12 protein-coding genes and 1 other annotated feature are annotated in these 15,101 nt (G+C 38.1%); of the genes, 9 read left to right on the top strand and 3 right to left on the bottom strand.

Annotation, left to right across the window (positions count from 1 at the left end):
- Positions 1-54: 54 nt before the first annotated feature.
- The 5 genes from FR7_RS21690 (at position 55) to FR7_RS21670 (ending at position 5,951) form a co-directional block, all read left to right on the top strand.
- Complete coding sequence (locus tag FR7_RS21690; RefSeq protein ID WP_007950818.1) at positions 55-357, top strand: PTS sugar transporter subunit IIA; 303 nt, start codon at positions 55-57, stop codon at positions 355-357.
- Between the two features lie 155 nt (positions 358-512).
- Positions 513-2,144 (top strand): L-glutamate gamma-semialdehyde dehydrogenase, encoded by a 1,632-nt coding sequence (gene pruA, locus FR7_RS21685; protein WP_007950817.1) that lies wholly within the window; start codon positions 513-515, stop codon positions 2,142-2,144.
- Between the two features lie 241 nt (positions 2,145-2,385).
- On the top strand, positions 2,386-3,264 hold the full coding sequence (locus FR7_RS21680; protein WP_007950816.1) for a radical SAM/SPASM domain-containing protein: 879 nt from the start codon (positions 2,386-2,388) through the stop codon (positions 3,262-3,264).
- A 339-nt stretch (positions 3,265-3,603) separates the two neighbouring features.
- Positions 3,604-3,969, top strand: a complete 366-nt coding sequence (locus FR7_RS21675; RefSeq protein WP_276526086.1) for a zinc ribbon domain-containing protein YjdM — start codon at positions 3,604-3,606, stop codon at positions 3,967-3,969.
- Positions 3,970-4,232: 263 nt separating this feature from the next.
- The gene (locus tag FR7_RS21670; protein ID WP_007950812.1) at positions 4,233-5,951 is read left to right on the top strand and encodes an SWIM zinc finger family protein; all 1,719 of its coding nucleotides are present in this window, start codon (positions 4,233-4,235) and stop codon (positions 5,949-5,951) included.
- Between the two features lie 82 nt (positions 5,952-6,033).
- Here FR7_RS21670 and FR7_RS21665 read toward each other — a convergent pair whose 3' ends face one another.
- A complete protein-coding gene (locus tag FR7_RS21665; RefSeq protein ID WP_007932964.1) occupies positions 6,034-6,327 on the bottom strand; it encodes a hypothetical protein in 294 nt (97 codons plus the stop codon).
- Between the two features lie 244 nt (positions 6,328-6,571).
- Between FR7_RS21665 and FR7_RS21660 the strand changes: the two genes are divergently transcribed.
- Both FR7_RS21660 and FR7_RS21655 read left to right on the top strand, forming a co-directional pair.
- Positions 6,572-6,811, top strand: a complete 240-nt coding sequence (locus FR7_RS21660) for a hypothetical protein (protein WP_007932963.1) — start codon at positions 6,572-6,574, stop codon at positions 6,809-6,811.
- A 164-nt stretch (positions 6,812-6,975) separates the two neighbouring features.
- On the top strand, positions 6,976-7,209 hold the full coding sequence (locus tag FR7_RS21655) for a hypothetical protein (RefSeq protein WP_007932962.1): 234 nt from the start codon (positions 6,976-6,978) through the stop codon (positions 7,207-7,209).
- 498 nt (positions 7,210-7,707) lie between these two features.
- Here the strand turns inward: FR7_RS21655 and FR7_RS21650 are convergent, their stop codons facing one another.
- Positions 7,708-8,997, bottom strand: coding sequence for a lactate racemase domain-containing protein (locus FR7_RS21650; protein WP_007932961.1), 1,290 nt, complete (start codon positions 8,995-8,997; stop codon positions 7,708-7,710).
- Positions 8,998-9,032: 35 nt separating this feature from the next.
- Entirely contained in the window at positions 9,033-10,004 is a 972-nt protein-coding gene (locus tag FR7_RS21645) for a bile acid:sodium symporter family protein (RefSeq protein ID WP_007932960.1), read from the bottom strand.
- Between the two features lie 88 nt (positions 10,005-10,092).
- Positions 10,093-10,347, bottom strand: a binding site (T-box leader).
- A gap of 592 nt (positions 10,348-10,939) precedes the next feature.
- Between FR7_RS21645 and FR7_RS21640 the strand changes: the two genes are divergently transcribed.
- Positions 10,940-12,898, top strand: a complete 1,959-nt coding sequence (locus tag FR7_RS21640; RefSeq protein WP_007950809.1) for a TonB-dependent copper receptor — start codon at positions 10,940-10,942, stop codon at positions 12,896-12,898.
- A gap of 272 nt (positions 12,899-13,170) precedes the next feature.
- Positions 13,171-15,087, top strand: a complete 1,917-nt coding sequence (locus FR7_RS21635) for a BglG family transcription antiterminator (protein WP_007950808.1) — start codon at positions 13,171-13,173, stop codon at positions 15,085-15,087.
- Positions 15,088-15,101 lie beyond the last annotated feature (14 nt).

The following is a 15,101-nucleotide window of genomic DNA, read 5'->3' as shown; positions in this document are numbered from 1 at the left end:
GATATTCTTAATTAGATTCTCGGTATAACCAAATATGGGAGGTGCAGCGTGGAAATGGAACACATTGCTTTCACTCTTATCTTACATGCAGGAAATGCACGCAGCTATTGTTTCGAGGCTCTAAGCTTTGCGCGAAGCGGAAAACATAAAGAGGCTTTTGAATGCCTCAAAGAGTCAACTAAAGAATTACAAAAAGCACATACCTTGCAAACGAATCTATTGCAAACGGAAGCAAAAGGTGAAAAGCAAGAAATGAACTTGTTAGTAGCCCATGCGCAAGATCACCTAATGAATGCATTATTAGCGAGGGATTTGATTAAAGAAATGATTGGCATGATACAAGAGGGATCATCTTAGCGGCAAGTATTTAAAATACTAATGCAATCTATAAGATATTCTGAATATACCTAGCGCTATTTTTGAAGTAAGATTTAGATAAATAATTATGAGGTATATACTTCTTAATTAATAGTCAACGTAATGATCAAAATAGCCAAGGAGGAATATTAAAGATGAATAATGCTTATTTCCAAGTCTCGCTTCCCAAAAATGAGCCTGTAAAAACGTATATGCCGGGATCTCCTGAACGGGAAGCTTTAAAGGCGGAGCTTGAAAGACAATTGGCAAACCCTATTGAAATACCAATGATTATTGCTGGAAAAGAAGTTCGTTCCGAAAATAAAGAAAAAATGATTTGCCCTCATGACCATAAAAAAGAGCTTGGTGAATATTGTATAGCCGGTGAAAAAGAGCTGCTCATGGCAATTGAAGCTGCTGAAGGGGCAAAAGAAGAATGGGAAAACATGCCATGGGAACATCGCGCTACGATTTTCTTAAAAGCAGCGGATTTATTGACAGGAAAATATAGAGCGAAGATAGCAGCATCTTGCATGCTTGTACAAAGTAAAAATGCTTATCAGTCAGAAATTGATATTATCTGCGAATTGGCCGATTTTCTTCGCTTTAATCCCTACTATGTACAGGAAATTTATAAGCAGCAGCCTAACAGTACAGATGGAGTATGGAATCGTGTAGAATATCGTGCATTGGATGGCTTTGTGGCAGCAATCACTCCTTTCAATTTCACCTCTATCGGTGGAAATCTTTCTACAGCTCCAGCTATGGTTGGCAATACGGTCTTGTGGAAGCCATCCTCTACGGCGGTGTTATCTAACTATTACATTATGCAAATTCTTATGGAAGCGGGTTTACCTGCAGGTGTTATCAACTTTGTACCATCTAGAGGGGTAGACTTTGGCAACGTCGTTATTAGTCACCCCAAAATGGCGGGCGTCCACTTTACGGGTTCTACAAATGTATTTAACGGGATCTGGAAGCAAGTCGGTGAAAACCTTAATAAATATGTCACGTACCCTCGTCTTGTAGGTGAGACAGGAGGAAAGGATTTTATCTTTGCTCATGAATCCGCAGATATTGAATCTCTTGCATGCGCCATAGTTTTAGGAGCTTTTGAATACCAAGGGCAAAAATGCTCAGCAGCATCTCGTGCTTATATTCCCGAAAGTCTTTGGAGTAAATTAAAAGGACGTCTTGAAGAGGAAATTGGGAAGATTAAGATGGGTGATGTTTGTGATTTCACCAACCTGATGAATGCTGTAATTGACCAAAAATCATTTAAGAATTGTCAGAGCTACCTGAGCTATGCAAAGGAATCTAAAGATGCCGAAATCATTATTGGCGGCGGAAGCGATGATAGTGCAGGATATTTCGTAGAGCCTACTGTGATAGTAGCAAAGACGCCTGCATTCAAGACCATGGTAGAAGAAATCTTTGGGCCGATTATAACCATTTATGTATATCCCAATGATAAACTGGACGAAGCCTTAAAAGACTGCGATACTGCAACTCCGTATGGATTGACGGGGGCTGTATTTGCACAGGACAGAGCAGCAATCATCAAAATGGCAAAAGCATTGGATCATGCAGCAGGCAACTTCTATATTAACGACAAACCTACTGGCGCGGTGGTTGGACAGCAACCATTTGGTGGCAGCAGAGGATCAGGGACAAATGATAAAGCAGGCAGTGCTATTAATTTATATCGCTGGATGAGCCAGCGTGCAATTAAGGAAACGCTGGTTCCCCGCACCGTAGTCAATTATCCTTATATGGTAACGGAATAATCGCTGAAATAGCCTGAAATCTTCCAAATGCAGTAAAATCAATAGTTAGATGCGCAGTAAGCCGATTAGCCTGACACATTATGCGTCAGGCTAATCGGCGTGCTGCAACATAGGATGCAGGAGAAATCAAATGACAGACTCAGTCTTACTATAGTATAGTGAATGGGACATACTAATCATAAGCTAACTGTATTAGTGATTTGCTAAGAGTGCATTGAGAAAGAATTGGAGTTTACAATTTATGAAAAAATATAAAAAAATATATTTAGAAATAACAAATATTTGTAACCTAACATGTGATTTTTGCCCTGAAACCAAAAGGAAACCTGAATGTATATCAGAAGCTGCATTTAAAGAAATTCTGGATCAAATTAAACCTTTTGCAGATTATATCTACTTACATGTAATGGGGGAGCCTTTATTGCATCCTAAATTAGGGCGTCTTCTCGATATAAGTCACGAAAAGGAGTTTAAGGTAAACATTACAACAAACGGTACTTTGATCGCTGCCGCAGCGGAGACGTTAATTGAAAAACCTGCAGTGAGACAAATCAATTTTTCACTTCATAGTTTTGATGGAAATCAGAAGGGCATATCGAAGGATGAGTATATTGATAATATTTTAAATTTTTCTAACAAGGCAGCAGCAGAGTCGAACATAATTATATCCTTACGATTATGGAACTTAGATGAAGCACTGCTGACAGCGGATCAAAGAAAAAGAAATGTAGAGATCCTTTATAAAATTGAAGAGAATTTTAAACTGCCTTATAAAATACAGGGAAATTTGTCTGCAGCCAAAGCGTTAAAATTAAGAGATCGAGTGTACCTCAATCAGGATTATGAGTTTAAATGGCCTGATTTAAACGAGGAAGAGGATTTCACACCAGGCTCTTGCTTTGGTTTAAGGAATCAAGTTGCTATTTTAGTCGATGGCACAGTAGTACCCTGCTGTCTTGACGGGGAAGGGATCATTAACTTAGGTAATATTCATGAAAAGCAATTTTCTGATATTATACACGCAAAAAGAGCGGAAAATATAAGGCTTGGTTTTTGCAATACTCATGTAGTGGAAGAACTCTGCAGAAAATGCGGGTATAGAAAAAGATTTAACAAATAGACTCCTTTTCGTCTTCGCCGGTTCAAAAAGTTTTTCTTAATAGTCTTCAAGGAGAACGTCAAACGCAGAGAACTATTTATTTTCCCCCTTTGTGTTCTTCGTGTACGCGCCAGCGTCTTTGCATCTTCGCGTTTCAACCGGTTTACTTGTGTAAAAGAATCAGTGGGGGATTTAGAAGAGTAATTTCCAAAAAGACGATAGGAAGGTTTGTCAATCCCAGAAAACTATGATAGTATATTTGCGTATAAGAAGATTGCTGCGTTTTCATAAATTTATAAACTCGTAAGTGCTATTTTTACGAAATAAAAAGAAAATCAAAAGTAATTCTTATATCAATACATGAGCAATAATGAATGGAGAAATGAAATTATGATGGATTTGCCAAATTGCCCAAAATGTAATTCAGAGTATACTTATGAAGATGGAAGTCTTCTGATCTGTCCAGAATGCAGTCATGAGTGGACTTTAGAAGGCGAAAACAGTGAAGAAAAAAAGATTATCAAAGATGCAAACGGGAATGCCTTAAACGATGGTGATTCTGTATCAATTATTAAGGACCTTAAGGTAAAAGGAAGCTCATCGGCTTTAAAGATAGGTACAAAAGTAAAAAATATTCGTTTGGTGGATGGCGATCATAATATTGATTGTCAAATTGAAGGTTTTGGAGCTATGAAATTAAAATCGGAATTTGTTAAAAAGATATAAGCTTGATTCTCATGTGCATACCCCTGTATTGATAAAATTATGGCTGCAATACTATCAATAAAGTGAAGATACCCCTGAGTTAGCTCGGTTAGGGGTATCTTCTTTAGTTTTTGCAAAATGGATTTACTTTTTGCAGGAATTTGTATTTTAATAGCAAATAAAAAACAATATTATTGCCTATGAGGAACTGCCTGAGGAAATTGCCGATGAGGTTAAAATGAGGACAGCTTTATATAGGAATAATTGAGAGCAGAGGTGCTTTGATGAAATTAAATGATTTTGAGCAATATGTGGATGACATTATTGTGGAGCGTGGGCGGCAGTATTATCAAGAGAAAAGAATTGGGGATATTGATAACCAACAGGACAATCGATATGTAATCGCTGTCACCGGCAGTGACGATTATTTGGTTGTCGTACAGCTGGATGAGCAAGAAACAATAGTAGAAGCAGGATGCAACTGTCCTTATATTGGCGGACCGTACTGCAAGCATATGGTAGCTGCGCTTTTAGCATTGCGTGAAGAAGAAGTACAGACTGTGGCTGCCAAAAGGGTAAGTTCTGAGAAAAAGGCAGGAACCGTTTTACCAGTGAAGACAAGTCTTCGGGAACAGCTTAAAAGTGGCCTATCTTGCCAACCTAAGGAAAAACTCATTAATTTACTTCTGGACATAGCAGAAAATGATTTGACCATTGCCGATGAAATCAAAGCAGAGTTTAGCTCTGGAAGTGACGAAAAAGAAAAGTGGATTCGCTTAATGCGGCGCTATATTGAACAAGCAGAAGATGATGATGGTTTTATTAGTTACCGTAATTGTCAGCGTGCTGTTGAAGGAGCTTACAAAGTGGTGGCGCGGGCACGGAGGGCATGTGATGAACAAGAATATGAACTTGCTGTGGATTTGGCATTATGTGTGATGTGTGAAATGACTGGTATGCTGGAGTCTGCTGATGATTCAGCAGGAGATGTGAGCACCGTTATCTATGAAGTACAGGATGTATTAGTGCAGATTACTGATACGGTTCCTCCAGGGCCAGAGGCAGAAAAGTGCTTTCTCAAAATTCTTCACGAAGCGGATCAAAGACGTTATCATAACTGGTCGGAATGGAGAATGGACTTGCTGCACTTTTGTATTGCGGTGATCCAAAATCCTAGGCAGCGAGAGCAATTTGAACAATACTTGAAGAAAATTTCTTTAAAGATGGAAGAAAAGGATCAGGACGCTTTTTTTCGGGAATATGAGTCTGAGGCGATTGCCCTTTTGCAATATGAACTGATTGATAAATTTGATGGTAAAAAAGCTGCTGTGGATTTTCTTTATGCACATCGGAATTTTTCCCGCTTTCGAGAATTAGCGATACAGGAGGCACTGGCAGTACAAGATTATGCTAAAGCAGAGATGTTAGCATTGGAAGGTGAAGAGAACGATCATAAATTGCCAGGGCTGATAATAAAGTGGAAAGAGTTTCGTGCTGAAGTGTATAGACTAACTAAGCAATTGGATAAGATGCGGGAAGTGGGTCGTGAGTTGGCATTATCCGGTGATTTTACCTACTATCAGAAATTAAAGAGCATGTATGAGCCGGCTGAGTGGGTGCAAATTTATCCTGGTATTTTGGTAGAGTTTGCAAAACAATCCGGATATATAAACGATAATTATACGTCTGCTATTATTGAAGAGCAGGAATGGGAAAAGCTTTTAGAATATGTTCAAAAGAATCCTCATCGTATTGTGGAGTTCTATCGTCCGTTACTAACAAAATATCCGGAACAGGTTTATGAGCTCTTTAAAGAAGAGATCCTTCAGGACGCAGCTCGTAGTTCGAAACGATCTCATTACAAAAATATCTGTTCACGTTTACGATTATTAGTAAAAATCGGCGGCAATCGTATTGCGGCTGATTTGGTTAAGCACTTGACGTTCGAATACATGCGCAGACCTGCTTTTTACGAAGAGTTAAAAAATGTGAAAGTAAAATAATTAGAAGCATTTTCTTTAAAAAAGATAGACGTAGTCTTAGAAGCTGCGTCTACTTTTTATTGGGTAGAAGTCTTATGAAAAGTCAGCGTAGGTCAATAATTCTTACATCTTTAATCTGAGAACTAAGATCAACAGTCGTTTCAATGAATAAGAGCAGATTACCATTTCTTATGTTCACTGTCAGCTCTGGATAGGCTGTTAATAACGCCTCTTGCACTAATTCTTTCTCCGGAGTGCCTTCTGCTGTAATCGTCAATTTGTCATTAAGGCCTTCTTTGGCTACTGTTAATAATACCCGGCCCGTAGTAGCGGAAACAGTACTTACAGCATCTGCTATTACTCGGCCATAAAGATTCATGTCGCCGGCGAGAATCATAATGAGATGAAGGCGTTATTTTTCATACTTATATGTTCTTATGAACAGGAGTTTTCAGTTCTGGTTATTTTTTATGCAAATTCTTATGCTTTATTATGGACGGAATCGTGTAATTGGGGGTCATACCAGTGGTTTTTTATTTTCTGAGAATAAGATTAACACGCTATGTAACCTTTAATGGTGATCATACATAAAATAACATGCGGATAGTTATATTCAGCTAGAAAAAAAGGAGAAGAAATAAATGTCTAATATTAATTCATTTACATTTCCTTTGGGGGCCGTCGTGTCAGTTATTACGAACTCAGGTGTAGTATACGTAGGAACCCTTTTAGAAGTACGTCATTGTAATGATTCTAATGAGCCTGGTCTGCAATTTCTGTTTATTCAATTAACTATTGCTGTTGGACCGTATGTTGTGGGAGAATTGGTTGCAATCAATATTAATGAAATAACTTCAATTGGTCCCATTATAATCTCGTAAAGGAAGAACACGTAAAAATAATAACTCCTTAGGCCTAATTGCTTAAGGAGTTGTTAGATTTCAGATACATTTTGAGACGTTTCTCATTCCATATTATAAGCGATATTTATTGATAGATGAATTGGGATATACTAAATCATAAATATTTGAGCAGGAGAGATTTTATGGAGTATCTAGAATTTCTACAAGCTGATATCCTATGTTTATTATATGATTACGGAGAAATGACAGCGAAAGAAATAAACTCAGTATTGGGAAGTGACCATGAAGATGTAGAATCTGCTCTTTTTCAATTGGTAATCGAAGAAAAGGTTAGAGAAGTAGCTGAGGAAAAATATACTGCTGTAGATGAATTAAAGGTAAAGAGACTAAAGAGAGACTATCCAATTGTATTTTAAGAGGATGAAGAAATACGAATCGTCTTACCTTCGGGTGAGACGATTTTAGTATTTACAAACAATTCCAGCAATAATTAATATTTATAATTTACACAATTGCGTCTTTTAATAGAATAAACTTTTTAATTGACAATGATTATTGATTAATATATATTAACATCAAGAATCATAACTGGCAAAATAAAGGAGTGGATAAATCATGACGATATTAAAGAAAATTGGTGCATTCATTATTGAAGAATTGGCAAGACAGGGCGAAATCATGCAGAAAACGGGATTCCATGAATAAATGAATATATTAATGTATAGCAATAGATTTTGAAGCTATGTTTAGGAAGAAACATCCTATACATAGCTTTATTTTTTGTTAATCGAGCAATTATAAAACTCTAAATGAACTGTTTTAACGCTGTATGAAAGTTATCAACAGGTATTCACATGTTATTAACAGGTTTATCCACAAGAAAGTCGTCTACATATCAATAAATAATCTTTTATTTACGCAAGTCTAGGCAATGTGTTTGCTCCGTGAGGCATGATATGAGTTTTAAGGTCACGTCCGCGTTTTGCATAAACCAGTTCTAGCGCTTCGTCCAGAGTTTTAACAATCGTAATGTTTGCTTTCTTCAAAAGATCAGAATCTAAGGATGAAACTAATAGCAGATCAAATTTGTCTGCAGACTCGCAGAAATAGTAGCCAACATATTTTGAGATGCTATAATCAGCTCTTAGGGCATCTTCCCGCTCTAAAACGGTGTCATAACCTAAAATCATTTCCTGTACATCTGCATTACCGCCAAGACCTTCGGGGCTTTCGGTCAGAATAATCATCGTTCCGCCCGGTTTTGTCGCCTCCCGGGCATTAATCAGTGTTTTAATGGATTGATAGAGATTGACATCTTTCGGGCTGCCGCCTGCCGAAGCGATAACTAAGTCTGCTTTTTCCTGAATCGTCACACCATCAATAGCATTTACCAGCTTCCGTCCTTTGTCATGGGCATCCTTGAAATGTCCTGCTACAGCGCCTGCGATTCTTCCTTCTGCAGTTACGACATTAAAAAGAAATGCCGGTTTTGCAAGGCTGGCCGCTTCCAGCATATCCAAATGAATCAGGTTGGTATCATCATTGCCGGAACGTACGTCCGGGTGAGGTCCTAATCCTCTGGTTGGATTAAGTGACAAGGCATGATTTTTCATAACTGTTTCATAAGAGGAGATACCAGGTAGTACATATTTCTTGCCACCGGACCACCCAGCCAGGAAATGATAAACAATACCGCCAGTCAAAACAAGATGATCACATTCCATCGCCTTCTTATTGAGCCGCACAGGTGTGCCAAAAGAAGTCATACCACAATCAATCAGATTCTCCTGGTCCAGGCAATCGTGATCAATGACCTGAAACCGATCAGCCAATTTTGGCCCAAGCAATAGTCTATGCTCTTCTGCTGTTTGTGGGCGATGAGTTCCCAGTGCGCAGATAAAAAGAATATCTTCATCCTTTATTCCACCCCGATTTAGTTCCTCAACCACCAATGGCAGATATAAGTCTGTTTTCTGCCAGGCTCGGGTAATATCGGGGATAACAACGCAAACCCGTTCTCCTTCTCGTACTAGATTGGCAAGCCGCTCACTGCCAATGGGATTTTCCAGTGCTGTTTGTATAATTTCAATTTCCGATTTATCAAAAGCTATTGGATTACTTTCAATGACTTGCAGAATATTTTCTTCTGCAATAGACAATGTCATTTCTTTATTACCATACTTTAATGCAATTTTCTTTTCCATGATATATCCCTTCCTATCATTTAGAATAATCTTCTTTATTCTACCAGCACAACTTCTTTGGCGATATCTTTTTCTTCTTCTAGTGGTCGATTTGACCAATAACTGGCCAGTACGCTGCCGCTAATATATTGCCAAACCGCACCAACAGCGGCCGGTAAAGCTGCCATTGGATCAAGATGAGCTAAGGCAAGAGCAACGGCAAGACCTGAATTCTCCATTCCAATTTCGAATGTAATCGCCCGTGATTTCTTGGCAGACATTCCCACGGATTTTGAAGAATAATAGCCAAGGGTTAATCCCAAGACATTTTGCAGTATTACTGCAAGGCATAGCACCAATGCGACTGTTGCCATTTTTGCAGCATTCAGTGCGACAACGGAAGACAAAATCGTAATAATAAATACCACTGATACAGCAGGAACAATCTTAATAATCTTTTCCACCAGATTAGGAGCCGCCATATGAAGGGCAACACCAGCAGCGACAGGAATCAATACAATCTTGACAATGTCAACAAGGAGTACGGTAACATCGATAGGAATCATTGAACCAGCCAATAGTAGAAAAATATATGGTGTCAAAACGGGGGCTAAAATCGTATTCACACTGGAAACAGTGATAGAAAGAGCTGTGTCACCTTTGGCAATGTAAGTCATGACATTTGAACCCGTGCCGCTGGGAGCAGCCCCTAATAGTACCATTCCTGCAGCTAAGGCCGGCGGTAATCCCAATAATTTTGCTACCCCAAAACCTGCTAACGGCATAATCAAATAACGAAAACTTACGCCATAAAAAACATCCTTGGGCCTAGTCAAAACCAGACGAAAATCTTTCAAGGACATGGTGAGCCCCATTCCCAGCATAATCACACCTAATAGATAGGAAATATACGGACCGACAAATTTAAAGGGAGCAGGGTTAACAAAAGCAATGGTTGAGGCAACTAGCACCCAGACCGTCATATACTTGCAAACCAGTGCTGCTAACTTTTCTAAAAACGTAACCATGTAATAAACCTCCTAATTCATTTTGTTTGAAATCATAAGCTAAATCATGCAATAAAAAAAACTCTTGCCCTTCGAGTCTTAATTGACTCAAAGGGGCAAGAGAAATTTCTCGCGATACCACCCTTTTTCATAGACCAATTGGTCTACCTCTCATCAGGTCTAACAACCCTAGCAAGATAACGGTTGCACTCCATTAAGGAGCTGAAACCGGCGCAGCTTACTTTTACATTTCAGCTTTGCTGTTCAGGAGTGATTTTTACATTCCCCTCGCTACCGGTTCACACCAACCACCGGCTCTCTGAAACGATCATAGGATTGCAACATTCTCCCTCATCACATTTACAATAATATTAAAAATAATCGAGATTGCACTGCTTTTTGTTAATTATCTATCATTATACTCTTCCTTTTGTAGCTGTCAAGTGGAATTTTGAAAAAACATGGGAGTTTGCAATTGCTTTTAAAATATAGCTGGCAATATCAGACTACTATCCAACAAAAAACACCTGCAGTTATCTTCATCAACTATATTTTTGTAATGTCTACTACTATCCAAAAGTACTATTGAGATTTTTTAAAAGTTCTGCTTATATTTTTCAACTAGTGGTGGTATAAAAGGGCTGATCGATAAACCGTAAGCTGATTAAGGGCAGATAATAAATGATTGTTTATGGTATTTTTGGATAAGATGATAGCACTTTAAGATAGTATTGTATCCCAAGGGAAAGGAGTATTATTAAAAGGGAAGTTAATATTGGCTGATTGGTAAAGAACTGAAGGCCAGGATTGTTCCTATGGACATTTCTGGTCTTTATTGTTTTTTCAGGTCGCAATATTCTTATTTTAGAAAGAAAAAATGGGGAGGTATTCATTTTCAGCAAAAATGATTAGTTATGGCTTAGCGTTCTTATAACAGAATAAAGGATGATGATTTGATGAAAAAAGTACGGACCTTTGTGATTTCTTCACTGTTGCTGCTCTCGGCGAATACGCAGTCAGCGTTAGCGGCAGAGGAGGAAAAAGTAACATTTACATTGGATGAGATCGTTGTTACCGCACCGGCGGTTAGTGAGCCATTAATTGTGGAGACTGATCCTAAATCACCAAGGCAGCCGGTTCCAGCCGCTGACGGCGGTGGATATCTGAAAAATATTCCAGGCTTTTCGGTGGCCCGACAGGGCGGGACAGGCAGCGATCCGGTTTTCCGGGGATTGGGAGGAACGCGTCTTAATGTTTTATTAGATGGTACGTATCAGTTTGGAGCATGCCCTGGCCGGATGGATCCGACCACTTCTTATGTTTTTCCTGAAGCGTATAGCAAAATTTCAGTTTTGAAAGGACCTGAGACGGTTAAATACGGTGGCGGTAACGTAGCTGGAACGGTCTTATTTGAACGGGAGACAAAACGATTTGACCAGCCGGGAGTCAGGGTTAACAGCAGTGTACTTGTCGGCAGTGCCGGCCGTGATGATGAATTATTGGACGTTACTGCGGGTGATACAAAAGGTTATGTACGGATTATAAAAACCAGGTCAAATTCGAATGACTATAAAGACGGTAATGGCAATAAAGTTCATTCTTTTTATACGAGGCAAAGTCTGACTGGTATTTTTGGCTGGACACCTGATGCGGATACATTGTATGAATTTACTGCAGAAACCAGTGATGCTGAAGCGGCTTACGGCGGAAGGTCAATGGATGGTCCGAAATTTGACCGTAATGATTATACTTTTAAGTTTAGCAAGAAAAATGTATCATCGGTGATTAGTAATATAGAATTCAAAGCATTTCATAATTATGTGGATCATGTGATGGACAACTACTCATTACGGCCTAACTCATCCATGATGAATATGGCTATGGAAGTTGACCGGACTGCAAATGGCGGACGTTTAGCAGCAGATTTAATTTTAGGAAAATCGACTACGGGAACCGTTGGAATGGATTATCAAAAAAATAAACATAATGGACGAAGTAATATGGGGATGGGGTATTCAAGCTGGAGCCGGGATTTGATATTCACGAATTATGGTCTGTTTGGCGAAGCTAAACACCAGTTGGATACGAATAGCCGTTTGCTGGCTGGACTCAGGACTGACAGCCTTGATGTAAAGAATGCAAAAACAGAGGCGGAAGATCATGACCGGACATACGGTGCCTTCCTGCGTTATGAACATGATCATAAAAATGCCCCGGTTACCTCATATGTCGGTATTGGACATGCCCAAAGACCAGCAGATTATTGGGAACGGAGAACCAATTTTTATCTGAAACCAGAAAAGAGCACTCAACTTGATACCGGACTTATTTATCGTTCAGGAAAACTTAATACGAGTATATCTTTGTTTTATGCAAATATAGATGACTTTATCTTATTTAAAAATGCAAATAACTCAGCGACAAAGACAGCAGAAAATATTGATGCATCACTCTATGGGGGCGAAATCGATCTGATCTATTCGCTGAATAAGCATTGGACGGCAACAGCTTCACTTGCCTATGTACGGGGCAATAATGATGCGGATGATAAACCATTAGCCCAAATTCCACCCTTGGAAGGAACACTGGGACTCAAATACAGCCATGAGAAGGTAGAAGCGGGCTTGCTGTGGCGCGGCGTTCAGGCACAAACCCGTTACGATTTAAACAGCGGCAGTGAAATTGGCTATGATCTGGGTGCAAGCAGTGGCTTTGGTATCCTTTCAGCCAACCTGGCCTATAAGGCGACCAAACAGGTTACTATCGCGGCTGGAATTGATAATATCTTTGATAAAAATTACTCTGAATTTATTAGCCGATCAGGGGCAGCAATCCCTGCGCTGGGTATTGCTTCTTCATTTAGAGTAAACGAACCTGGTCGTACAATATGGGTAAAAGCAAGCTATAATTATTAATAACTTTTAAAAACGAATTTCATTTTGGACTTGGATGTAGAAGGGGCAACTGCCTCATTTGAAGTAAATTCTAGCGCCCCTGCACTTTTAGTGCGGGGGCGCTAGAGTTTATGAGTAACGGCGGCTTGATATTCCTGCCGCTAAAATTACGTAGTTAGGTACTAAACCTTCTGTATCATAGCAGAAGGCATTTAGTATTTTAAAGAAATAATACGTATGTTACTATTAACACGAGATAGGTTAATGCAGATCGTAATAAGGAGGAAGAATAAGTGGCTATATTCAATTTACGACAAAAAGAATTAATCAGACTACTTATTGCAGAAAATGATTTTAAACCAATTAAATATTATTCCGGAATTCTTAAAGTATCTGATAAAACACTATCCAAAGATATAAATTTTATTGAAAATTATTTGAAAAATAAAAATATTAAGATTAATCGCAAGCCAGGCAGTGGTATACGAATAAAGATTGTTACTCATCAAAAAATGGATTTACTAAACGATATCAATGCGAATTTAGAGGCTGTCGATCCATTGTCAATCAAAAATCGCAGAATAGAAACTTTGAAATTGCTGCTCACGCAATCCAATCAAAATACATCCATTCAAAAATTAGCAGATGCATATTATGTTAGCAAAGCCTCCATTGCAAATGATTTAAAGTTTATAGAGGATTGGCTGCAAAGTTATGATATTACACTCGATAGAAGTGTGGAGGGCACAAAGATTAATGGATCAGAAGTAAATATAAGAAAAGCAATTGCGTCCATTACCAGTGAATTGCTAAACGATACTAGTGATAGTCTTGACGTAGAGTGTCTCTCCAGGCTTGATTCACAGACAATAAAGGGATTATCGAAGATTTTTGATCTTGATTTAGTCTTATATATTGAAAAAATATTGATTGATTTAGAAAAAACATTGGAATACACAATTGGTGATCCATATTTTATTAATTTATTAACCCATATTCTTATCTGTATAAAAAGAGTAAGTGACGGCAACCAAATCCAAGGGCAGAATAATAGCAGCTTCACGTTCCTGTCTGCTGACGATGCAATATCTGAAAGTGCTGCGAAGTTAGCACTAAAAATTTATGAAAAATGTAAAATTAAGATTAATGACTCAGAAATTTATTATATTTATCAATACCTGGTTTCATGCGGCGTTGGACAACGGCTGCTGGGAAATTCATTAGTCATTAAAAAAGATCTGGAAGTGAATTACATTGATATAACTGCTTCTCTAGTCAAAATGGTCTCTGATATTTTAACCTTTGATTTGACCAAAGATACCTTGCTGCATGATGGATTAATACTTCATATTAGACCAATGCTGAATCGTCTTAAATATAACATTCAAATAAAAAATCCATTATTAAAAGAAATTGAGGAACGGTTTACTGAAATGTTAAGCATATGCCAGATCGTGGTGCATTTGATTACCTTAAAATACAATTTAAATACGATCAGCATTGACGAAATTGGATACTTAGTAACTTATTTTCAAGCAGCAATTGAAAGAGAAATCAGTTATAAGAAAGTAATTGTAGTTTGCCATAGCGGCTATGGTACTTCACAATTATTGACAACCCGGTTGAGACGAGCATTTCCTCAATGGCAGATTGGGGATGTGATATCAGAACATAAATTAAATACGATCAATCTCGATGATATCGACTTTATTATTTCCACGGTTCATTTAGCCATTAAAGAAAAACCATACATGCTTGTTTCAGCATTATTAAATGAAAAAGACATTAAGAATATTAAGAACATCTTGATTGAAGATTCATTTGAAAATACGAAGCAAGATTTACAACTAGAAAATCTTGAAAAATTAAATTCTGCTGCTGATATTTACATTAACACAGAAGATGCAGTGATTATTAATGATTTAGAAAAGAACAATGCACATAAATTAGTGTTTTATAAAGTTGATTTCGGCAAAAAAATACAGATATACCTGGCTGGAAATTCCAATATTAAGCGGCTTGCAATCCAAATCGTGAACAATACGGAAGGCAGCAGTTGCATAAAATTTTTTATTCTCAATTCGGATTATGAGCACGCAAAAAATATAGTCATGGAGATCTATCATTTATACGAGGCGAAAAATGCGATGAATTATCTGCTGGAATGCACTCGTGCTATCGATGTGCAACGCTTTTTTATGAAAAATTAAAGGAAATGGGGTAG

The organism is Pelosinus fermentans DSM 17108, from assembly GCF_000271485.2.
Taxonomy (GTDB): domain Bacteria; phylum Bacillota; class Negativicutes; order DSM-13327; family DSM-13327; genus Pelosinus; species Pelosinus fermentans.
The sequence above is the reverse complement of the archived record's forward strand: the minus strand, read 5'-3'. Positions and strand labels throughout refer to the sequence as shown.